The 20,539-nt window shown below is 44.7% G+C and carries 20 protein-coding genes; 11 read left to right on the forward strand and 9 right to left on the reverse strand.

Annotated elements, in window-relative coordinates; translation table 11 throughout:
- The first annotated feature begins 10 nt into the window (after positions 1-10).
- The 3 genes from deoC (at position 11) to NFI80_RS17760 (ending at position 2,877) form a co-directional block, all read left to right on the forward strand.
- Entirely contained in the window at positions 11-667 is a 657-nt protein-coding gene (deoC, locus tag NFI80_RS17750; RefSeq protein WP_235161167.1) for a deoxyribose-phosphate aldolase, read from the forward strand.
- Positions 664-1,788, forward strand: coding sequence for a glycosyltransferase (locus NFI80_RS17755; RefSeq protein WP_235165564.1), 1,125 nt, complete (start codon positions 664-666; stop codon positions 1,786-1,788). The genes deoC and NFI80_RS17755 overlap by 4 nt, the downstream gene beginning before the upstream one ends.
- 144 nt (positions 1,789-1,932) lie before the next feature.
- Positions 1,933-2,877 carry a 3-oxoacyl-ACP synthase III family protein gene (locus tag NFI80_RS17760; protein WP_026629522.1) on the forward strand — a complete coding sequence of 315 codons (945 nt, stop codon included), beginning with the start codon at positions 1,933-1,935 and terminating at the stop codon, positions 2,875-2,877.
- A gap of 67 nt (positions 2,878-2,944) precedes the next feature.
- On the opposite strand, the gene NFI80_RS17765 is transcribed toward NFI80_RS17760, so the two are convergent.
- Entirely contained in the window at positions 2,945-4,939 is a 1,995-nt protein-coding gene (locus NFI80_RS17765) for a M1 family metallopeptidase (RefSeq protein WP_235165565.1), read from the reverse strand.
- A gap of 137 nt (positions 4,940-5,076) precedes the next feature.
- Here NFI80_RS17765 and meaB point away from each other — a divergent pair, with 137 nt between their 5' ends.
- Positions 5,077-6,069, forward strand: a complete 993-nt coding sequence (gene meaB / locus NFI80_RS17770) for a methylmalonyl Co-A mutase-associated GTPase MeaB (protein ID WP_235165567.1) — start codon at positions 5,077-5,079, stop codon at positions 6,067-6,069.
- A gap of 84 nt (positions 6,070-6,153) precedes the next feature.
- Positions 6,154-6,636, forward strand: a complete 483-nt coding sequence (locus NFI80_RS17775; protein WP_235165568.1) for a lipocalin-like domain-containing protein — start codon at positions 6,154-6,156, stop codon at positions 6,634-6,636.
- A gap of 51 nt (positions 6,637-6,687) precedes the next feature.
- Here NFI80_RS17775 and NFI80_RS17780 read toward each other — a convergent pair whose 3' ends face one another.
- Positions 6,688-7,119, reverse strand: a complete 432-nt coding sequence (locus NFI80_RS17780; RefSeq protein WP_233794748.1) for a YybH family protein — start codon at positions 7,117-7,119, stop codon at positions 6,688-6,690.
- A gap of 225 nt (positions 7,120-7,344) precedes the next feature.
- On the opposite strand from NFI80_RS17780, the gene NFI80_RS17785 reads away from it, so the two are divergent.
- Both NFI80_RS17785 and NFI80_RS17790 read left to right on the forward strand, forming a co-directional pair.
- Positions 7,345-8,223 (forward strand): diacylglycerol/lipid kinase family protein, encoded by an 879-nt coding sequence (locus NFI80_RS17785; RefSeq protein ID WP_235165569.1) that lies wholly within the window; start codon positions 7,345-7,347, stop codon positions 8,221-8,223.
- Positions 8,223-8,558: a translation initiation factor gene (locus NFI80_RS17790; protein WP_235165570.1), complete on the forward strand. Its 336-nt coding sequence runs from the start codon at positions 8,223-8,225 to the stop codon at positions 8,556-8,558. Before NFI80_RS17785 ends, NFI80_RS17790 begins: the two co-directional genes overlap by 1 nt.
- A gap of 74 nt (positions 8,559-8,632) precedes the next feature.
- Here the strand turns inward: NFI80_RS17790 and NFI80_RS17795 are convergent, their stop codons facing one another.
- Both NFI80_RS17795 and NFI80_RS17800 read right to left on the reverse strand, forming a co-directional pair.
- Positions 8,633-9,082, reverse strand: coding sequence for a DUF8785 domain-containing protein (locus tag NFI80_RS17795; RefSeq protein ID WP_233794745.1), 450 nt, complete (start codon positions 9,080-9,082; stop codon positions 8,633-8,635).
- Positions 9,083-9,148: 66 nt separating this feature from the next.
- Positions 9,149-10,390, reverse strand: a complete 1,242-nt coding sequence (locus NFI80_RS17800) for an ABC transporter permease (RefSeq protein WP_026629530.1) — start codon at positions 10,388-10,390, stop codon at positions 9,149-9,151.
- Between the two features lie 146 nt (positions 10,391-10,536).
- On the opposite strand from NFI80_RS17800, the gene ggt reads away from it, so the two are divergent.
- Positions 10,537-12,303: a gamma-glutamyltransferase gene (ggt, locus tag NFI80_RS17805; RefSeq protein ID WP_235165572.1), complete on the forward strand. Its 1,767-nt coding sequence runs from the start codon at positions 10,537-10,539 to the stop codon at positions 12,301-12,303.
- 48 nt (positions 12,304-12,351) lie between these two features.
- Positions 12,352-13,695 (forward strand): hypothetical protein, encoded by a 1,344-nt coding sequence (locus NFI80_RS17810; RefSeq protein WP_235165574.1) that lies wholly within the window; start codon positions 12,352-12,354, stop codon positions 13,693-13,695.
- A 15-nt stretch (positions 13,696-13,710) separates the two neighbouring features.
- Here NFI80_RS17810 and NFI80_RS17815 read toward each other — a convergent pair whose 3' ends face one another.
- Complete coding sequence (locus NFI80_RS17815) at positions 13,711-14,229, reverse strand: cupin domain-containing protein (protein ID WP_235165579.1); 519 nt, start codon at positions 14,227-14,229, stop codon at positions 13,711-13,713.
- Positions 14,230-14,372: 143 nt separating this feature from the next.
- Between NFI80_RS17815 and nudK the strand changes: the two genes are divergently transcribed.
- Positions 14,373-14,999, forward strand: coding sequence for a GDP-mannose pyrophosphatase NudK (nudK, locus tag NFI80_RS17820; RefSeq protein WP_233794741.1), 627 nt, complete (start codon positions 14,373-14,375; stop codon positions 14,997-14,999).
- Between the two features lie 16 nt (positions 15,000-15,015).
- On the opposite strand, the gene NFI80_RS17825 is transcribed toward nudK, so the two are convergent.
- The 3 genes from NFI80_RS17825 to NFI80_RS17835 all read right to left on the reverse strand — a co-directional run bounded on the left by NFI80_RS17825 (position 15,016) and on the right by NFI80_RS17835 (position 16,828).
- Positions 15,016-15,348: a YtxH domain-containing protein gene (locus NFI80_RS17825; protein ID WP_026629535.1), complete on the reverse strand. Its 333-nt coding sequence runs from the start codon at positions 15,346-15,348 to the stop codon at positions 15,016-15,018.
- 117 nt (positions 15,349-15,465) lie between these two features.
- On the reverse strand, positions 15,466-16,197 hold the full coding sequence (locus tag NFI80_RS17830) for an SIMPL domain-containing protein (RefSeq protein ID WP_235161156.1): 732 nt from the start codon (positions 16,195-16,197) through the stop codon (positions 15,466-15,468).
- A gap of 196 nt (positions 16,198-16,393) precedes the next feature.
- Complete coding sequence (locus tag NFI80_RS17835) at positions 16,394-16,828, reverse strand: MarR family winged helix-turn-helix transcriptional regulator (RefSeq protein ID WP_082217549.1); 435 nt, start codon at positions 16,826-16,828, stop codon at positions 16,394-16,396.
- 224 nt (positions 16,829-17,052) lie between these two features.
- On the opposite strand from NFI80_RS17835, the gene NFI80_RS17840 reads away from it, so the two are divergent.
- Positions 17,053-17,583 carry a hypothetical protein gene (locus NFI80_RS17840; protein WP_235165581.1) on the forward strand — a complete coding sequence of 177 codons (531 nt, stop codon included), beginning with the start codon at positions 17,053-17,055 and terminating at the stop codon, positions 17,581-17,583.
- Between the two features lie 328 nt (positions 17,584-17,911).
- Here NFI80_RS17840 and NFI80_RS17845 read toward each other — a convergent pair whose 3' ends face one another.
- A complete protein-coding gene (locus NFI80_RS17845; protein ID WP_235165582.1) occupies positions 17,912-20,497 on the reverse strand; it encodes a phosphoenolpyruvate carboxylase in 2,586 nt (861 codons plus the stop codon).
- Positions 20,498-20,539: the final 42 nt, after the last annotated feature.

A 20,539-nucleotide genomic window follows, 5' to 3' on the forward strand; every position in this document is an offset into this window, starting at 1 on the left:
GGCCCACCTTATGACATCGCTTTCCGCTTACATTGACCATACTTTGCTCACTGCCAATGCAAGTGAGACGGACATTCGGAAATTGTGTGAGGAGGCGTGGATACATCAGTTTAAGGCCGTTTGCGTGGCTCCCGCTTATGTGGCCTATACAACGGAAATGCTGGAATTTTGTCCTGTTAAAATAGAGATAGCCACGGTGATCGGGTTTCCTTTCGGCTATTCAACAACGGCGACCAAAGTTTTTGAAGCAACCAATGCCTTGCAAAACGGCGCTACGGAGCTGGATGTGGTGATGAACATTTCACAGTTCAAATCCATGGCGTATCTCAGTGTGCGGGAGGAACTCACCCAGATTGCGGAAATTGCACACGCGCAAAATACTATCATTAAAGTAATCATTGAAACGGCTTACCTGGATTCCTTTGATCTTTACACGGCTTGTGAAATATGTGCCGAAGCCAATGCTGATTTCGTAAAAACATCAAGCGGTTTTGCCGCGCAAGGTGCTGATGTGGAAGTGGTTAAAAAAATGCGTTCAATCCTTCCTGCACATGTCAAAATCAAGGCTTCCGGCGGGATAAAGACAAAAGGGCAGGCCATTGCCATGATTGAAGCCGGAGCCGAACGTATCGGAACCTCATCGGGTATTGCCATTGTAAGCGCATGACGAGGCGACGCGTTTTGTTGTTAAGCACCGTCCATCCGGCCACAGATCCCAGGATTGTATATAAGATCGCGCCTTCGCTTGCAAAAGAATACGAGGTGTTTTGCGCGCTGCCGCATGCCCTGCCAAATGTTGCCGGTGACGCCATCACCATGCTGTGGCTTCCTGCATTTCAGCGTCTTTACATGCGGCTGCTTTTCTCGCACACATTACTTTTATGGAAATGCCTGCGTCTGCGGCCGCAGCTCGTGCATATTTTCGTTCCGGAACTGATCCCGGTTGCGGTGTTATTCAAATGGCTGGGGGCCAATGTTATTTATGAGGTGCAGGAAAATCTTTACAAAAAGTTTAGCATCAAAACCTTCAACAACAACTTCCTGTTCCAAAAGCTATTTCGAATTTTCGATCATTATGCCCGAAAGCATTTTGCCCTTGTCCTGACCGAAGACGCCTATTTGAACGAATATGACAAACTGACTTATCCAGCAGCCATAGTCCGGAATTACGCATTACTCTCATTTACAGATCAATACGCAACCGAAGCATTTGTTGAAAAGAAAGGTCCGGAGATCAGTTACATGGGTGTCATTTCGCTGGAACGATCTTTTGATATAATTGTAACAGCTTTGGCAGCATTGAAGAAAGTTTATCCTGACTTCAAAATGCATTTATTCGGCAGCATTCGGATTTCTCAAAACGAAATTGAAAAACTGCCAGGCTATCGGGAGATTGCAGACAATCTTATTTTTTACGGATATGCCGATCAGAAGACAATGTTTCCATATGCACGCCGGGCGGTGGCCGGAATTGCATTGTTAAAGCCTGTTGCAGATTACCCGGATTCTTACACGACAAAGTTGTTTGAATATATGTCTTTAAAATTGCCGGTAATTACGTCCGATTTTCCCTTATACCGGGATGTCGTCGAACAATCGGGATGCGGTTTTTGTATTTCACCATATAACGCCCGGCTGTTGTGTGAAAAGCTGCAGTGGTTAATTGAAAATCCGGATCAAGGCAGGCAAATGGGAAGTAACGGTCGGGAATCGGTGGAAAGAATGTATAACTGGGCATCGGAAGAAAGTACATTGCTGACATTTTACAGCGCTTTGCATAGAAACTAGCATTTATTCTTTGGCGTTTACCATTTAGTATAATTTTATAAACTTATTATTGAATTGTTCAAATATTAAGTACTACGATTTCTACGAAATATTTAACTTTCGGAATTAAAAAGAATCGTAGCTTGCGAAGTCAACTTCTCAATCATGTATATTAATACAGTTAGTCATTATTTACCAAGCGAAGTTATTGGTAATGAATATTTTACAAATATTAACAATCTGTCCCACGAGTGGATTGTAGAACGCACAGGAATTTCTGAAAGACGTAAGTGTTCTCCGGAAGAAAATACTTCCACAATGGCTATGAAAGCGGTTGAGGCCTTACTTGAAAATATCCCTTACAGCAAAAACGAAATTGACCTGATTATAGGCGCTACTTATACGCCATATGACACCATCGTTACATTAGCGCACGCGGTTCAGCATCAGCTTCAAATCCCCGACATCCCGGTTGTCAGCATCTCTTCTGCATGTTCGTCGTTATTGAATGCGATCGAGATCGTAGAAGGTTATTTTGCATTAGGCAAAGCTTCCAAAGCAGTGGTGGTGGTTTCTGATCACAACACGGCGTACTATAATGAAATGGACACGGTTTCGGGGCATTTGTGGGGAGACGGCGCTTCGGCCCTGCTGATTTCAAAAGAACGCCAGACGGATTCCGACATGGAGATCAAGAAACTGATCACTGGTGGCGCTGCTACGAGCGGAAAAGCGATTGAAGCAGTTGTCTTGCGGCCTAATGATCGCGGTGTAATCATGCCTTACGGTCGGGACGTGTTCCAGAATGCCTGCCAGTATATGCCAAAGGTCAGCCAGCAGGTTTTACAGGCTTGCGGACTAACGATCGATGACCTGGATTACCTGATTCCGCATCAGGCAAACCACCGCATCAGCCTTAATGTGATCAATACATTAGGCATTCCCGTGGAGAAGCTGATTTCCAACATTCAATATTTAGGAAACACAGGCTGCGCGGGTTGTGCGATAGCATTGTCGGAGAATAAGGATAAATTCAAAAAAGGCGATAACATTGTGATTACCGTTTTCGGCGGTGGCTATTCTTACGGGGCCATGCTGATTACGGTCTGATATTTATTTAAACAAAAAAATGCCCGCATCTCATCAATGCGGGCATTTTTCGTGTTTATTCAAATCCTTAATTCACTTCCGGCTCCGAGAACATGGCTGGCTTCCAGACATTGTTTTCAGGATTAATGTCAGGAAGACTGTGCTCAGGGTCAATAGTAACTGACCGGATCGGCTGCTGTGTAGCCGCCTTAAACGTCCAGCTTCCTCCGCGCTGCCAGATTTCAACCGGCAATTCGACGCGCGTTTTCTTACCGCTTATTTCTTCAATGTCGATTTTAGCCGGCATTGCCCATTGATCCAGGTTTTCAATGGTTATAAAAGAACCTTTTTGCGGATTTTGCTCAACATAAGTTACGCCTTTGACGCCTTGGTCGAGCTTATAATTTTCAAAGAACCATCCTTTCCAGAACCAGCCCAGATCCTCACCGGCTGCATCTTCCATCGTACGGAAGAAATCGTAGGGAGTCGGATGCTTGAAAGCCCAGCGCTGCACATATACTTTGAATGCATAATCGAAACGCTCTTTGCCCAAAACCTGCTCACGCAACATTTTCAGACCAAGCGCAGGTTTGTAATAAGCTTCCCAACCCAGGTTCACTGCCTGCACTACATCCGGGATCGTCATGATCGGGTCCGCTTTCTGGCGGAAAATGATAGGCGCAAGACGCTGCATATCATTCATCTGCGCGCTTTTATACTCACCATTATTAAAATTATCTGCGGACAGGAAGTTGATAAATGTGTTAAATCCTTCGTCCATCCACGCATATTTACGCTCGTTGTTACCTACGATCATCGGGAACCAGTTATGACCAAACTCGTGGTCCGTTACGCCCCAGAGATCATCTTTACGGCTTTTGCTGCTGCAAAAAACAATTCCCGGATACTCCATCCCGCCTACAATTCCAGCCACATTGGTTGCAACCGGGTAAGTGTACTCATGCACATAACCTGAGTAAAATTCAATGCAGCCTTTCACGTATTCCGTCGAGCGGCCCCAGCCGTCCAATCCGCCGTCTTCTGCCGGATAGACCGACTGTGCAAGGGCTGTTTTACCTTTTGGCAAGTTCATTTTTGCTGCATCCCAAACAAATGCTTTGGAAGTTGCCCAGGCAATATCACGCGCCTGCAAGCAACGGAAACGCCAGGTAAGGGTTCCCGACTGTTTCGGCCTTGACGCAGGGTTGGTAACTTCTTCTGCGCTGCGGATCATAACAGTCTGATCGCTTTTTGCCGCATCAGCCAGTCTTTTCCGTTGTTCTGCTGTAAGCACATCATTCGGGTTCAGCAATTCGCCTGATCCAACCACAATGTGGTCCCAGGGCACAGTAACATTGTATTCAAAATCACCATATTCCAGGTAAAACTCGCCTGCGCCCAGGTAGGGAAGCAAATTCCAGCCTTCAATGTCGTCAAACACGGCAACGCGTGGATACCACTGCGCCATTTCATAAACAATCCCGTTTTTCGTTTCCAATGTTCCCATCCGGTCTGAGCCGTACTCAGGGATTTTGAAAGAATATGCGATCTTGATTTTGATCACATCACCATTCGGCTTTACAGGCGTTGCAAGCCTGATCTGCATGCGGGTATCGGTGATTTTATAAGTGGCTTCCACAAAACCGCCTTTCCCCTGCTGAACAGTAACGGCTCTAATCGAATCTCCTCCGCTGAAACCGGTGTTACCAAACCTGCCGCCGGTTACGGGAGTTGTTTTTCCCCCGCGCGATTGATCATTGAATGCATTCTGGTCCAGTTGAAGCCAGATGAATTCAAGTGATTCCGGGCTATTGTTCTTATAAGTAAGCTCAACATCGCCGCTAACCATTCCCTTTGCCTCGTCAAGCGCAACATTGATCTTGTAATCGGCACGGTTTTGCCAGTATTTCGGACCGGGAGAGCCGCTGCCCGTCCGGTATTCATTACCAGGCTGAAAATTAAATAAAGGGTGAAAAAGCACGTGTGAATCGTATTTCACTTTTTCCTGCTCTTGTGCGTGGGCGTTAAAAAATCCAAGACCTGCCATCAAGAACAAGCTCAGACGAAATATGGATATTTTCATTCTATTGATAAAATTTGAAAAATATGTGTTTGTAAACGAGCAATATACGGCTTTTCGCCTTTTTTAATATAAAAAGTTTCATTTTTGCTAACCGGTAGTTACTTTGAAATATTACCGGTTACATCGTAAAAAATGCCATGCGCAAGCGTCTCTCCGTTGAAGACTACACAGCCGGAATCCTCGCCGGAGATCGGATCATGCTGAGCCAGGCCATTACGGTCACGGAAAGCAGGTTACCGGCAGACAAGGAACTTGCTGCTGCTATTCTGAAAGAGACGCTGCCCCATTCCGGCAATGCATTTCGGATCGGGATAACGGGCGTTCCGGGTGTTGGGAAAAGCACATTTATCGAATCTTTCGGCACCTATCTGACCTCCTTAGGAAAGCGGGTGGCCGTTTTGGCGGTTGATCCCAGCAGCCAGAAATCCCGGGGCAGCATCCTGGGCGACAAAACGCGCATGGAAAGGCTCTCTCATAATCCTTTGGCCTACATTCGCCCTTCGGCGACGGGTTTGTTTCTTGGGGGAATCGCCCGGAGCACGCGCGAGATTATGCTGCTTTGTGAAGCGGCGGGTCATGATATTATTCTGATCGAAACCGTGGGCGTTGGGCAATCTGAAACATTGGTCAAAGGCATAACGGACTTTTTCCTGCTCCTTATGCTGGCTGGTGCGGGTGATGAATTGCAGGGAATTAAAAAAGGGATCATGGAAATGGCAGATGCGATCGCCATCAACAAGGCGGATGGGGATAATGCGCAAGCGGCGGCTCTGGCGGTTTCGGCTTATCAGAATGCATTGCATTTGTTCCCAAAAGCGGATTCCGGTTTTCCCACAGAAGTGCTCACATGCTCTGCATTACAGGAAAATGGAATGGAAGCGATCTGGAAACTGATCCGGGAATTTGAGAAAACGACGAGGGCCAATGGTTTTTTTGACCAAAACAGACAAAACCAAAATCTGAATTGGATGCACGACCTTATCAGGCAATCATTGGAAAATCAGTTTTTCAGTGATGCCGCTGTAAAAACAAAGCTGACATCATTGGAAGAGGCCGTTCGTGATGGAAGGGAACTGCCCGATTCAGCTGCGGAAGATCTGCTTAGAACATTCCGGAACGTTAAATCATAAAAACTTTAAGCAAAAGCATTTTTAAAGTATGTTTGGACGTTAATCTTAGCGTTACTAAACTAAACCAACCATTACTGCCCGATTATGAAGATCTACACCGCATTAAGCAAATTAACCCTCCTGACATTCCTGCTAATGGCTTTCGTTGTGACTGCCTGCAAAGACGATGAAAAAGAGCCAGATCCTGTGGAAGATACAAATCCGATAGTGGGAAGATGGCAATTAACAGCTGTAACACCTGAAACTCCCGGAACGACGATTCCAGCATTGGCATTTATTCAAACTGCTGCCCCTTGTTTCCTGGAATTGAAACTGACTTTTAATCCCAATAACACTGTCACCGCAGCAGATTGCCCTACGGCCGTTTCTGCAATTGATCCTTTTGTTCCCGTTGGAACTGATGCTAAATGGAAAGTAGCCGGTGACAAACTAACATTAAGCAGAGGCACAACCAGCCAGGAATTTAAGATCACACAAACGGCTACGAACCTTACAGTTGTCGTTAACACGCAGACAGATGCAACCAAGCCGGCTGTTAATGCGCTGCTGATCTTCAAAAGACTTTAATATCATTCCAATTCTTACTATTGCCCTGCCTTTAAAGGCAGGGCAATTTTTTTAGCTGGTGTGGTCGCATACTACAAGCCATTTGCCATTGATCTTTTTCCAGAGTAATGTGTAATGTCCTTCGATGTCGCCTTTTTCGGGCCGGGTCAGGTGAAACTTCCCAACCAGAAATGCCACGTCCTTGCCTGGAAATGTGAGGTTCAGGTAAGTAAATTTTAATGTTCCCATCGTCGCACGATCCGGGTAGCGCTTCAAATAACCTTCGTGCGTGGCTTTGTAGCCATAAGTTATGCCGGCCTTTCCAACGAACATCAGCGAGTCCGATTCCCAGTAACCGTTCATAAACGAATCAATGTCGCCGCGGTTCCAGTCGGCCATCTGGCGGTTCATGGTTCCGTAAATGGTTTCCTTGTCTTTCGAAGTCTGTGCTTTTGCAAACATTGAAATCGTGATCAGGATGAGGGTGAAGAGCCGGTTTCTCATAATTTTTGCGGATTTTTGTAAATCGTTTCCTGATTTTAAATATACACGAAAGAAACAAGGGAAGCGTTTGCAAGACAAAAAATCCAAATCAGAAATATCAGAATGAGTAAGTTTGACGATATATTTAAAAAGCTTGACCGTCAGAAATATCCGTTTATCGATGGGCTTTATTACTTATTCATTGTCGTTTTCCTGCTCATTTTGTTCCTATTCTTCGCCTGACCTGTGAACAAGCCTTCCTATCTGTTTATTCTGAATCCCAACTCCGGCACTTCGATTGGCAAGAACGCCGGTGAGGTGAAACGGGCTATTGAAACATTTGCGCAAAAAAACGGAGCGGAGGCTAAAATACTTTTTACAGAAGAAAGGGCGCATGCAACAACATTAGTAAAAGAAAACCTGGGTTTACAGCCCTGGAACGCCATTGTTGCCGTAGGAGGCGATGGGACTGTCAATGAAATTGCACAGCCGCTTGTGCATACGGAGCAGCCGATCGGCATCATTCCGCTTGGCTCGGGCAATGGCCTAGCGCGTCATCTGGGCATTCCGCTTACATTGGAAGCTTCTCTGAAAAGGCTTTTTGAGAATAAAATAATCACCATCGACAGTGCGCAAATTAATCAAATTCCCTTTTTCTGCACCGCCGGAATGGGTTTTGACGCTTATGTAGGGCATTTGTTCAGCCAGCAGCACCAGCGTGGACTGTCTACATACATTAATGTTTCGTTTCAGTCGTATTGGAGTTATAAGCCCCAGAGTTTCCGGTTGAATGGTGTGGAGACTCATGCTTTTTCCCTGTCATTTGCCAATGCAGGTCAGTTTGGAAATAATGCCTGGGTCGCTCCTCAGGCCAGTTTGCAGGACGGTTTACTCGACATTTGCACCATTAAGCCATTCCCGAAATGGTATGGTACATCCCTGGCATATCAGCTTTTCACCAAACAAATGAAGGCTTCGCGTTACATTGATTACGCACATATGACTGAGGCTGTGGTGGAGACGGATGTGCCGCCAATGATACATTACGACGGAGAGCCGTTTCAGCTTGATACAACGAGAATTGAAGTTAAAATTAGACCGCAGAGCCTGCGAGTAATTGTCTGATGTCAAAAAAGAACCGCACAGGAGTCATATATTCCACAAACCCTGACTTCGAATACAACGATTCCGGAGCCGACGAACCGGATACATTACCCGCTGCACAGCAGGACCTGAGGATCTGGCTGGATCGCAAAGGCGGTGGAAAAGTAATTACGATTATAAAAGGATTTATTGGCACCAATGCAGACATGGAAGCCTTGGGAAAACAACTAAAAGCGCTTTGCGGAAGCGGCGGAACTGTAAAGGACCAGGAAGCCCAGATCCAGGGCGATCACCGCGATAAGGTGATCAACTGGCTGGTTGGGAAGGGTTATAAAGCTAAGAAAGCGGGAGGCTAGCTTTTTTTTGCCTAAATCCCCTGAAGGGGACTTTACATACGAGATGAGAAAGTCCCCTTTAGGAGATTGAGGGCCTAAAGAACCTTATTCGTGTCTATCTCCGTTGGAGCAGGCAAATTGGATGGGGGTGGCTGCGGCAACTGGTTTGAGCGCACATTTTCCAGCACTTCCACATTGGTTACGAAATATTTGGTATCACCATTCCAGGGCAGTGTAAAGAATTTTTCTTCGTAGGTAAGTGAAACGCGCTGCCCGTTTTTGATAGCTTCTTCGAGCTTAGCGATCGCATCTTTATTTTTTGCGCTTACAGAAAACACCCATTCCGAAGAATTCATGGTGCCGTCGCCTTCGTACAGGCCGCCCATTCTCAGCTCGCCTTCGTATGTTTTAAATAAATATCCTTTGTTGCTCAGCTTGGTAATGAAACCTCCGCGTTTTCCTTCGCTGTAATAGCCGAATGTCAGGTAATAGAGGATTCCAAAAATGACGGCCAGAAATATGGCAAATATGACCCATTTACGCATAATAGTAATTTTCTGAGTTTATTGATATCAGCGAACTTCGCAAAACAGTTTGACTATTCCTAGTTATTATTTTGCCCGAATGGCAATAACCGGGTCCATGCGCGCGGCGAGCATTGCGGGCACAATTCCCGACAACACACCAATGATACTTGAAACGCCGAGCCCGAGTATAATGTTACCCGGCGTAAGCAGGATCTGCAATGAGCCCATCGGCATGAACGATAGAAGAAATACCAAAAATATGCCAACCAGTCCGCCGACTAAACTCAGCATAACCGCTTCGAATAGAAATTGGAACAGGATCGAATAGTTTTTAGCGCCCAGGGATTTCTGAATGCCTATGAGGTTCGTTCTTTCTTTAACAGAAACAAACATAATGTTGGCGATCCCAAACCCTCCTACCAAGATCGAAAAGCTTCCGATTACCCAGCCGGCAATGGTTAGCACGGCAAAGAGCTGACCAATTGCTTCCGCAGCGGCTTCGGGGCGGTTCAGGGAAAAATTACTGCCATCCCGCGGCTTAATGCCCCTTTTGGTTCGCATTAAGCCCGTAATTTCGGCTTCCACTTCCTTCATTCCTTCATCTTCGGGAAAACCTTTTACAACAATGTCAGCACTGCGGCGCCCCGATTGAAAAAGCTTTGAAAATGAGGCAAACGGGATTATACAGTTTTTATCAGGACTTCCGCCGAAATCCACAAGGCTTTCGCCCTTCCGGACCTGAACGCCGACGATTGTAAACTTATTTCCGGCCAGTTTAAATGCCTTCCCTACTGCATCTTGCCCGGGAAAAAGCGCGGCGGCTATGTCTGCGCCTACTATGGCCACATTTCGTGCATTATTTGTTTCAAGCGGGATAAAATAGCGCCCGTCCTGAATGGGAATATCTGAAATCTGATTGTATTCGTAAGAAACGCCTTGAATCTGCGCTACAATGCTGTTGGAGCCGTTCTTTAATGTAGTGCTGCCCCGGAAATCCATAACTGCTACGGCGCTGGCACTTTCCAGGTTATCGTAAAGGAATTTATATTCAGCGAAAGTAGGCTCCGGCCATTGAAAGTATTTCCACCATTGATATTCTCCTCCGAAACCCCAGGGCCATTTTTGAACATATATCACTTTATCGCCGATGAAGCTCATGCTGTCCTTAATGCTGCGTTCGAGGGAATCGACAATGGTAAAAACGGCTACAATTGCAAAAATGCCCACCGTTACGCCCAGCAATGATAAAATGGTCCGGGTAATGTTGGATTTGAGCGCCTGCCAGGCAAAACGGAAACTTTCTAAAACCTGCCGTAAAAATTTCATAGCGCCGTCGGATATAATGTTTTTTTCAAAATCCTTTCAAACCAAAAGTTAACTGTAAAGTGGCAGGAGCAGAAATAAATTGTTACAAAAGGTAAGATAAAGTGATTGATTTAATAAATTACAAACTGAATTATAACGCGCTGACAATGACATTACGCTACACTCTTGCACTTGTTTGCTGTATTTTCCCGGGATTTCTTATTGCGCAAGCACCAGTTAAGGAGTCCACCGGATTCTATCAGTTTCTTTCCGACGACCCTAATCAGAAACCATTTTTCAGCGACAGGCCGGGGGTAATTTCGAAAAATGGCATGGTTGCCTCTGCACATCCGGAAGCCTCAAAAGTAGGAGTTGAGATATTAAAGGCAGGAGGCAATTCGGTTGACGCGGCGGTTGCGGTGCAATTTGCCTTGGCTGTTGTGCATCCGTCTGCAGGGAATCTGGGCGGTGGCGGATTTTTGGTGTTGAGAGATAAAACCGGAAAGAGTTATAGCATTGATTTCCGCGAAAAAGCGCCTGCAAAAGGTCATGCAGACATGTATCTCGATAAAGACGGCAATGTTATCCCCCAATCCAGCATTCTCGGCAGACTTGCGTCGGGTGTTCCCGGCTCAGTGGCTGGTATGGCCGAAGCACATGCAAAACATGGAAAACTGCCCTGGAAACAACTTATTCAGCCGGCGATTGACCTTTCGGAGAATGGCGTAATGCAAACAGAAAGAGAAGCACGCGGACTTAATGCAATCAAAAAAGACTTGCTATCATTGAATCCGGGCACAAAATATTTTATTAATCCAACCGGGAAAGATTGGGTCGCCGGCGATGTGCTGGTGCAGAAAGATTTGGGCAAGGTTTTACGCCGCATTCAGAAAAAGGGCCACGATGGGTTCTATAAAGGCAGGACCGCGAGGCTTTTGGTAAAGGATATTAATAAAAGTAAAGAAGGGATTATTAGTAAAAAAGACCTGGCTGACTACAAAGCGCAGTGGCGGGAAACGATCACAGAAAGCTATAAAGAATATAAGGTGATCACCATGGCGCCTCCTTCCAGCGGTGGCGTTGCATTGCTGCAACTCATGCGCCTGACCGAGCAGCATCCATTGCGGAAATGGGGCTGGCACAGCGATTCCACCATTCAGGTGATGATCGAAGCGGAACGCAGGGTTTATGCCGACCGGGCTAAGTTCCTGGGCGATCCTGACTTCGTGAAAGTGCCGGTAGAAACCCTGATCAGTAAAGATTACCTGAGTAAGCGGTGGAATGACTTCAATTGGGATAAAGCAACGGATAGCAAGGACATCAGCGGCGGCGTTTTCCCAGGTTATGAAAGTCTTGAAACAACGCATTTTTCTATCGTTGACAAAGAAGGCAATGCTGTTTCCCTCACTACAACGCTGAATGGCGGCTATGGAAGCCGGGTTGTGATCAAAGGCGGCGGATTTCTGATGAATAATGAAATGGACGATTTCAGTATAAAGGCTGGCGCGCCTAACATGTACGGATTGATCGGTAACAAGGCAAATGCCATTGCGCCGGGTAAAAGAATGCTTTCGTCCATGACGCCAACCATTATAGAAAAGGACGGAAAGCTCCTGATGGTCGTTGGAACACCGGGCGGATCGACCATTATTACATCCGTTTACCAAACCATCCTGAACGTCCTGGAACACGGTATGACCATGCAGCAGGCGGTTAACGCACTAAAATTTCACCATCAATGGTTACCAGATATAACCACTTTTGAATCAAATGCATTTTCGGAAAACACTATAAAAAAGTTGCAGAACAAAGGTTATAACCTTGAACAGCAACGCAATACAATCGGGCGTATGGATTGTATACTGGTACGCCCGGATGGTTCGCTCGAAGGAGGCTCGGATCCGAGGGGTGATGACACGAGTATGGGATACTAATATTTCAGCGCTTTTGAGCGTTACTCTTAAGCATTGCTTTATCCTGTTATGAAAAAACTTACATTCCTGTTACTATTTATATCTGCTGCCTGCTTATCAAACTGTAAAAAAGATTCAAACGAACTCGGGCCCGATCCGGATACCGGCAAGCCATTCGCACCGATACAGTTTTTAAGATCATTTGACGTTACTGACTCTGAAAAAGTCACATTTGATTCGGTAACGAAGAACTATCAGATTAGCATGCCCGAATCATATCAGAGCAATTCGGCAGAGTTAAAAATGTCTTTAAACAAAAATGTGGTGCTGATAGACAGCCTAGGAAAAGCCACAACAGACAGCACAATTACCTATAATTTTAAAGGAAACCCGCCGCTGTCATTTACATTACGTGATAAGGAAGACAAGTTTGCCGGTACATTCACAGTGTATTTCGAAATCGGCGGCGAACCTAAGGTTGAGCTGCTGACAAAGACTATTACTGTCAATACAAATGGCTTCAAAACCCCCTTCAAATTTGTTTCCGGCGTTGGGACCATTCCTGCGCGTCCCGGGCAGGCCGCACCGATCATTAAGCTGACCAATCCCAAAACCGGCTTCACCGACCAAACAACTTATAACCAGAATCAGGATAATATCGTTTTTGAATCGATAGATAAGCTTGTGGGCCCGGACCCTGTTACGATGGAAGTCCTTTTTGCGGATAAAAATCCGATCAAATTCGAAGGTGTTACGTTTACGCGTGGCGAGCCTATTTCCAGGATCTCTGAATCTAAATTTGTTTACTCTACCAAAGATTCGGTGTTTATAAGTGGTGGATATTTCCTTCCATCGACCAAATATACGGTCAAATTCACCAACGATTTCGTGAAGACGCCGGCAACAGCAGCATTGAAATATGTAAGCGCCACAAACCTGAATCTGGAAAAATTCCCGGCCAATATACCTGACGGCTCTTACCTGCTTACCTTTCATGAAGGAGAGAAGCAGATTGGCAAAGGTGCCATCTACGTTTCCAATGTGGCCACAACCAAAGGCATAGAATCGATCTGGAAGGGAGATCTTACATTGGCGCTTACGAGAAATGTGGAACCATTGACATTCAAAAAAGGGGACACATTTTATGCAAAACCATCGCCGGTGGAATACGGCTCATCAAATACAAGCTTTGACGTTGCCAAATTGCCCGCATTGCGTTTGAAAAGCGGTGCGACAACGGTGGATCTGAAACCAGCCCTGGCGGTTGTGAATTGGGCCACTGCCGGTGTAAGTTATCCGGTTGGCCGATATGTTGTTCCTGCGAACCTTGCAGCCGGTCAGTATGAAGTCTATGCTGTGTTTCCGGATAAGACCGTTAGCAAGCCATATTGGGCGAAACTACGCGTCAACTAATCGTTCGGTCAACATTTAAACTCTTGTCAGTTCCTGGATCATTTGCTTAAATTCAGGAAACTGCATTTGTAATGCGGTCCTTTCGGCCATTTCAAAATCTGCAAAATCAAATCCCGGCGCAACCGTGCACCCAACCAGTGCATAGGCGCTTCCTTTTGCAGGACGCGAAGCAAACCACGCTCCTGCGGGCACCACTGCCTGAAATGTTTCTCCATTGTCGGGGTTATTGCCTAGCCTGATCACCTGCATTTCCCTTTTTTTCTCATCGATTACAAAAACATCCAACGCTTCCCCCGCATAGAAATGCCACATTTCATCGGCCTGAATCCTGTGGAATGCTGAGAAATTATGGCTTTCCAGCAAAAAATAAATGCCGGTTGAAAATGCCCTATCGCCATTGAATCGTTCAGGTAATGCTTCCTTGGGAATGCTTTCTGCTGCCCGGTAAGTCTCCGTATAATAACCGCCCTCAGGATGCGGACTTAATGCATATTTCTCGATCCAATAATGAGCCGGTTTCAGGTTTTCTATCATATCGACAATTTAGCACGCCCGTTTAATAAATCACGCGGGAACTCAGGCTTTTTATTCTTCAAAATACAATCCACGTTTTGGCATATTCAATCATTTACTTACTTTTGATCATAATTAATCACAAACGATCAATATTAGTCAATATGAAAAATGACCGGGTTCGCATCACATCTGACGAGGTGCTGTCAAACAATTGGTATACATTAAAAAAATACACATTCGACTATCAGCGCGCCGACGGACAATGGGAAAAGCAATCCAGAGAAGCGTACGACCGTGGCAATGGGGCTGTCATCTTGCTTTATAACCGCGAAAAGCAAACGGTTCTCTTAACCCGGCAATTCAGAATCCCGACTTATGTGAATGGAAATGAAACCGGCATGCTGATAGAGGCTTGCGCCGGACTGCTGGATCGTGATAATCCGGAAGATTGCATCAGGCGGGAAACGGAAGAAGAAACGGGCTATAAAATCAATTCTGTTGAGAAAATATTTGAAGCTTATATGTCACCTGGGTCGGTTACCGAGATCCTCTACTTTTTTGTGGCAGAATATAGCGAAGATATGAAAGTGAGTGATGGAGGCGGCAGCGCGCAGGAACAGGAGAACATTGAGGTGATGGAATTACCATTCGGAAAAGCGCTGGATATGGTTAAGTCCGGGGAAATTAAGGATGCCAAAACCATTATGCTGCTGCAACATGCGCAACTCACTCAATTAGTCACAAAAAATGGCCAAACAGAGTCAAATCAACTCTCTTCGGCCATTTAAATTTATTTTCTATTAGCTATGATATGGGATCAGGCGTAGGCGTGTTTTGAGGTGTCGCCGTTTCGGGGCTGCTCTTTCCGCCTACGAATTTCTCATAAAGATCTTTGAAGAAGCTCTCAGCATCCGGGAAGCTGCTTTTAAGCGTATCTGCACCTTTCGTTTTGAGCTCATCAAAATACTCCGGAGCTTTATCGATTGCACCTTCTGCTTCGGCTTTCAAATTATTAGCCTTCGTTTTCAGGTCTTCCAAAAGCTTTTCGCCCTCTTCGCTTTGAAGATACTTATGTGCGGCCACGCCGGCGGCTGCTCCAAGAATAAATGTGGCAAGGTGTTTTGAGTTTATGCTCATGATTTCCAGTTACTTAGTTTAAGATTAAATTTATGAAATTATGTCTTGTACAAAAGGAATACTTAAAGTCACCGAACATTTGCACAAAAAACTGTGCCCACATTTACTATCACATGCTTACTTAATTTCAAATGCGGCCTGCATGCGATAGCTTATCTTGATTTTCTGATATTGAACCTGGCTATCCGCTACCATATCCGCTGATTCTGCTTGCGCCAATGTTCTCATATTGGCCTTCGCAAAAACAGGCTGAGGAAAGTACAGGTTTTCGTCCAGTTCTTTAATTTCAAGCACTTTACCAAGCTTTTCGTCCAGCGAAGCAACCAGATATTCCGCTTTTACTTTGGCTGCTTTCAATGCGTCGATTTTAACCTGCTTCTTTAATTCTTCTCTTTTTGAATGGTCCACCCGACTCACATTCGCATACTGCACACCGCGGCTTTCAACTTTTGACAAAATGCCGTCCAACTTCTCAGGACTGCTCACTTTCAGCTCATACTGCTTGCTCTCAAGGAATGTAGCAGGCTTCTTTTTCTTATCTGTGTAATTTTGATAACCCCCTAATCCACTGATAGAAAGCGCATCTTTGGGCAACCCGGCCTCTTCAACTGCTTTCAAAAGCTGTTTTTCCAAAGTGCTGATGATGACCTTGTTCTTTTGGTTTTTTTCATCTTCAAAATATTCCTGCAGTGAGATATTGAAGTAAATTTCGTCCGGCACAATTTCCAATTCGGCAAAACCTGCTACTTCAATCTTTGGTGCAACGACCTGTTGTTCATATTTGATTTGCGAAAAAGCAGGGAACAAAGCGGTCATAGCAAGCAGGGAACTCAAAACAATTTTTTTCATGGCTTTCATTAGTAAATATTGAATATAAAATACAGATGCAGTCGGCAGGCTTAGCGTTGTAATGCGCCGGAATCATTGCCGTCAACATAGTTTAGATGCAATGATTTGCCAAAGGTTTAAAACATAAATGGGAGCATAACGCAATCAGCTGTTATTCTCCCACTTACCACTAAAAAAAATTTATTTTTCTGCCTTTTCAGGTAAAATTCTGATAAATCGAGTCCATAATTCGGACAAAGTGCTGATAATCGGAATCATTCAAACTTCCCCAACCCTTTCGGCGAATGTCTGCAACAATAGGAAAAGCCTCATTATAGGTTGATTCGCCTGTTTTGGTCAGGAACAAATTGAATTTTCTTCTGTCCCCGGCAGCCGGTCCGCGTTCCACCAACCCCTTTTTTTCCAGCAGATCAATGATGCGTGTGACCGTTGGCGGATCTTTAAACGTAAGCTCAGCAAGCTCGTTCTGACTGATTCCCTGCCGTCTGAAAATATGATCTATTAGCACCCACTGATCCACTGTAAGGTCAAAACCGGCCTCCGTCAGCTGTTTTTGTAAAGCATTTCGGATTTTTTTGATAGTCGTATCTATTTTAAAAAAATAGGCACGCTGATCAGAATGATGCGTCATGATTGGTCACGTTGAAGCTTTGGGCAATTGAGTATCCCAATTATAAGTCCCTTCAACTATTCGTCTACTAATAATTGCAGGGAAAAATTATTTGATAAACAAGCGCATGCCGGTTACAATTGCCGATGAATAATCAAAAAACTCCGTTTAAAAATTGTATTGCTACATGAATATTTTGGTGTGTAGATTAAAACCAGAAAATTTAACTATACAATAATTATACAATGAATGTAAAAGAAATAGAGCAAAAAGTGTGGCAGGTAGTTGATTTACTCGAGAGTAGATTCGATCAGGATGTCTCCGAACCCATTGAAAATACCGGAAACTGTAATCTTTCAAACTTCCTCCGAAATGGCCCAAACAGGAAAATAGTAATTTTTAAATATTACTATGGCGACTATGAATATGATGAGTTGATATCTGAGGACGTAGAGATTTCAATTAGTATTGCTAATGATGCTATATATAACACCGCAAATAACTTGTTAACTAAACAATTCGGACCGCCACAACCATTGCCGATACATGACTACAACCAACTTCCTTTTGCCCGTATAGCAAAGGAAAAATTAAAGGAAAATAAAGACTATGACTGGACTCCTGAGTATGAAGGAGGTGCACTTTTTGAGAATGCAGACGATTTCATATTTAGCTACTGGATTAAAAAAAATCAATATATTGTCCTTCAAAACGGGAAAATTTGGGGTGATGGAGACTTTACTTTTTTCGTGCTTGTAACAATATCAAAATTTTAGCTAATGTTCCAAAAATTTCAATATAAAAAAGTCGATTTATGACAGGATGTTACTTTGACAATTAGGAAACACTCTCCGTCTACATCAAATTCTAGCTATTTTGTCCCAAACATAGCCATCCCGTCTTTAATTTTCTCTATTGATTCTACGATCACCGAGGTTTTAGATGCTGTTAGGACACACTTAATTCAATGAAGAATTCACACGAAGAGCTGACCTCGTAAAAAGCGGCATCTCTAATCCCTTGTGTTGTCTTGATGAAATCCAATTCAAAAAAAATGCTCCCGACCACGAATGATCAGGAGCATTTAATTCATATTCTTAAAAACTACGCCGAATTCCTCGCCGCGTTGATAATCCCAAACATGGCCCGCATAATGAGCTGGTTGTATGTTTCCACGTCCACCGGAAGATTCTTCGGATCTTCTGCCAGCATTTGCAATGCATATTGCTGGATGGTGATCAATGGTAAAACGATCCGCTCACGGGTTTTAATGGAAACCTTAGTGACATTGTTGCTATCCAGAAGCTCTTTTTGCCCGGAAACTTCAAGCAGTTGGTCTCTTGTCAGTAAAAACTCATCGTACATTTTATCCCAGAACTCCTTGTAATCGGGCTCATCGCGCAGATATTTGGTTGCCGGGAAAAATGCTTTGGACAATGACTGCATCGAATTCTCGATCAATGTCCTGAAAAACAATGATTTTTTATACAATTGCGAAATAGTCTCCTTCTTACCGTCTTTCGACATCTGTTCGATCGCTGTTCCGAATCCGTAAAAGCCTGGCACATTCTGCTTCATCTGCGCCCAGGATCCCACGAACGGGATAGCACGTAAATCTTCGAATTTCAGGCCTTCATCATCGTTCCCACGCTTCGTAGGGCGACTGCCAATGTTGGTTTGTCCATAAAAGCGCAACGGCGTCTTTTTGTCCAGATATTTGACAAACATCGGATGATTTTTCAGATCCAGATAAGAGTCATAGGCCAATGCCGCCATCTCTTCAATAAGGACTTTATCCTCTTCATTCAGCTCGTCTTCAACACGATTTCCTCTAAACAAGTGGTTTTCAAGCCCTGCCGTGAACAATCTTTCCAAATTGTACATGGCCGTGGTTACTGTTCCGTAATTAGAGCTAATCGTCTGTCCCTGAACAGTAAGCTGGATTTCTTTATCCTCAATGTCTGTTCCGAGCGAAGAATAAAAATTATGGTTGTTGCCACCACCGCGCGCAGGAGGGCCTCCGCGGCCGTCAAAGAATGTAACCTTGATTCCAAATTCACGAGATACTTTCGTTAATTCTTCTTTTGCGCGGTAAATTGACCAGTTCGCCCGTAAGTAACCGCCATCTTTTGTTCCATCAGAAAACCCAACCATTATAGTTTGGTGGTTTTCGCGGTTTTGCAAATGGTTGCGGTAAAACTCGTTTTGATACAATGTCCGCATGATCTCTGGTGCATTCGCAAGGTCATCAACGGTTTCAAAAAGCGGAACCACGTCCAGCGCAAGCTTTCCGCTTTCATCCGCAATCAGGTTTTTAGCAAGCGCAACGACCTGCATTACATTCAATGCAGAGGTGTTATTGCTGATCACATAACGGTGAGCGCCTTTTTCACCATTCTGTGCCTGAATCGTTTTGATAGCGCGGATAGAACCCAGAATGTCCTTGGTCAGCTCGTCTTCATAATCTTCATCCCGCAACGGAATGTTCAGAGAAAGCAAAAGGTCTATTTTCTTCGCCTCATCCCAGCCTTCATAGTCACTGTATTTCAGCAACGGAATCTTCTTTTCCAGCCTTTTAAGGATATCTTCCCACGCTTTTGCATGTTTACGGCTGTCCTGGCGCACATCCAGGCTAGCAAAGAAGAATCCGAAAATGTTTAGTTTAAGGATGAAGTTGTCTAGCAATTCCACAAACAGCCCCTGATGTTTGGAAACCAAAACCTCACGGGCTTTCAGAAATTCATCAATTAATTCCTGCGCATTGGCATAACCCTCTTCAAACGGCCCGAAAATGGTGCTGTTCATCTTGCGTTCTGCCAAACTGATCGCTTCGTCCACACCTTTGAAAGTCAGGCGGCGCTTCAATTGTCTCAAATCACGATAATAACCTCTCAAAAGCGTTTCCCGCAATCTTGCCGCAACTTGCAGCGTAATTTCCGGATTCACGAACGGGTTACCATCCCGGTCACCGCCCGGCCAGAAGCCTAGCCGATAAACATTCGGGTAAGGCCAGTCGTGGACGCTCATTCCCAGGCCATTGATCAGTTTTTCAAGAATGGATGGGATGGCGTCATAATATACATTTTCCAAAAACCAGCAAAGGCTCACCGCTTCATCAAAAGGCGTGGGTTTTTCGTGGTTAATGAATGCGGTTTTACCCAATTGCAGGAGCAGCTGGTTTACTTCCGTAAAGTCATTTTCTTTGATTGCATCTTCGAGATCATTAATGATTCCAAGCACTTTACCCGAATAAAACTGTGTCGGGTGCGCAGTAAGCACGATCCGTACACTGAAATCTTCGAGCTTGGTAAGCAGCTTCTTTTTGAGCTCATCATTATCCAGGCGATCTGTCAGATAATTAACCGATCCTTTGCCAGTCAGATCGTGCGTCTGATCAAATGCAGCATCCTCCACAGAGTCGAAAAGTACAACTTGCCTTTCTATATATTGGATAAAAGCAAAGAGCAGATCTGTCCTTTCTTTTGGTGTAGCAGTTTCCAGTAATTCTGAAAAAAAGTGCTCTATGATCTCCCGTGGCGTCTTTCCCTCCTGAAATCCGATCTCACTCTGCTGCGTTAGTATGGGGAGCAATGATCCCGTCTGAAAAATACCACGATAGGGCAAACTCAGAAAAAGACTATTAAATATATTGTACTTCGTTACAACCGCGTCCTGGAAACTGTTATTCATACTGGAGTGACAAAATTATATTCTGGAAACTGCAATTAAGGC

It is taken from the genome of Dyadobacter chenhuakuii (genome assembly GCF_023821985.2).
Classification (GTDB): Bacteria; Bacteroidota; Bacteroidia; order Cytophagales; family Spirosomataceae; genus Dyadobacter; species Dyadobacter chenhuakuii.

Excerpts from the sequence above, each read along its gene's own strand:
- NFI80_RS17765 (WP_235165565.1), bottom strand. The coding sequence starts at position 4,939 with ATGAAAATATCCATATTTCGTCTGAGCTTGTTCTTGATGGCAGGTCTT.
- NFI80_RS17795 (WP_233794745.1), bottom strand. The coding sequence starts at position 9,082 with ATGCGTAAATGGGTCATATTTGCCATATTTCTGGCCGTCATTTTTGGA.
- deoC (WP_235161167.1), top strand. The coding sequence starts at position 11 with ATGACATCGCTTTCCGCTTACATTGACCATACTTTGCTCACTGCCAAT.
- ggt (WP_235165572.1), top strand. The coding sequence starts at position 10,537 with ATGACATTACGCTACACTCTTGCACTTGTTTGCTGTATTTTCCCGGGA.
- NFI80_RS17800 (WP_026629530.1), bottom strand. The coding sequence starts at position 10,390 with ATGAAATTTTTACGGCAGGTTTTAGAAAGTTTCCGTTTTGCCTGGCAG.
- nudK (WP_233794741.1), top strand. The coding sequence starts at position 14,373 with ATGAAAAATGACCGGGTTCGCATCACATCTGACGAGGTGCTGTCAAAC.
- NFI80_RS17790 (WP_235165570.1), top strand. The coding sequence starts at position 8,223 with ATGTCAAAAAAGAACCGCACAGGAGTCATATATTCCACAAACCCTGAC.
- NFI80_RS17755 (WP_235165564.1), top strand. The coding sequence starts at position 664 with ATGACGAGGCGACGCGTTTTGTTGTTAAGCACCGTCCATCCGGCCACA.
- meaB (WP_235165567.1), top strand. The coding sequence starts at position 5,077 with ATGCGCAAGCGTCTCTCCGTTGAAGACTACACAGCCGGAATCCTCGCC.
- NFI80_RS17780 (WP_233794748.1), bottom strand. The coding sequence starts at position 7,119 with ATGAGAAACCGGCTCTTCACCCTCATCCTGATCACGATTTCAATGTTT.
- NFI80_RS17810 (WP_235165574.1), top strand. The coding sequence starts at position 12,352 with ATGAAAAAACTTACATTCCTGTTACTATTTATATCTGCTGCCTGCTTA.
- NFI80_RS17825 (WP_026629535.1), bottom strand. The coding sequence starts at position 15,348 with ATGAGCATAAACTCAAAACACCTTGCCACATTTATTCTTGGAGCAGCC.
- NFI80_RS17835 (WP_082217549.1), bottom strand. The coding sequence starts at position 16,828 with ATGACGCATCATTCTGATCAGCGTGCCTATTTTTTTAAAATAGATACG.
- NFI80_RS17845 (WP_235165582.1), bottom strand. The coding sequence starts at position 20,497 with ATGAATAACAGTTTCCAGGACGCGGTTGTAACGAAGTACAATATATTT.
- NFI80_RS17840 (WP_235165581.1), top strand. The coding sequence starts at position 17,053 with ATGAATGTAAAAGAAATAGAGCAAAAAGTGTGGCAGGTAGTTGATTTA.
- NFI80_RS17830 (WP_235161156.1), bottom strand. The coding sequence starts at position 16,197 with ATGAAAAAAATTGTTTTGAGTTCCCTGCTTGCTATGACCGCTTTGTTC.
- NFI80_RS17775 (WP_235165568.1), top strand. The coding sequence starts at position 6,154 with ATGAAGATCTACACCGCATTAAGCAAATTAACCCTCCTGACATTCCTG.
- NFI80_RS17760 (WP_026629522.1), top strand. The coding sequence starts at position 1,933 with ATGTATATTAATACAGTTAGTCATTATTTACCAAGCGAAGTTATTGGT.
- NFI80_RS17815 (WP_235165579.1), bottom strand. The coding sequence starts at position 14,229 with ATGATAGAAAACCTGAAACCGGCTCATTATTGGATCGAGAAATATGCA.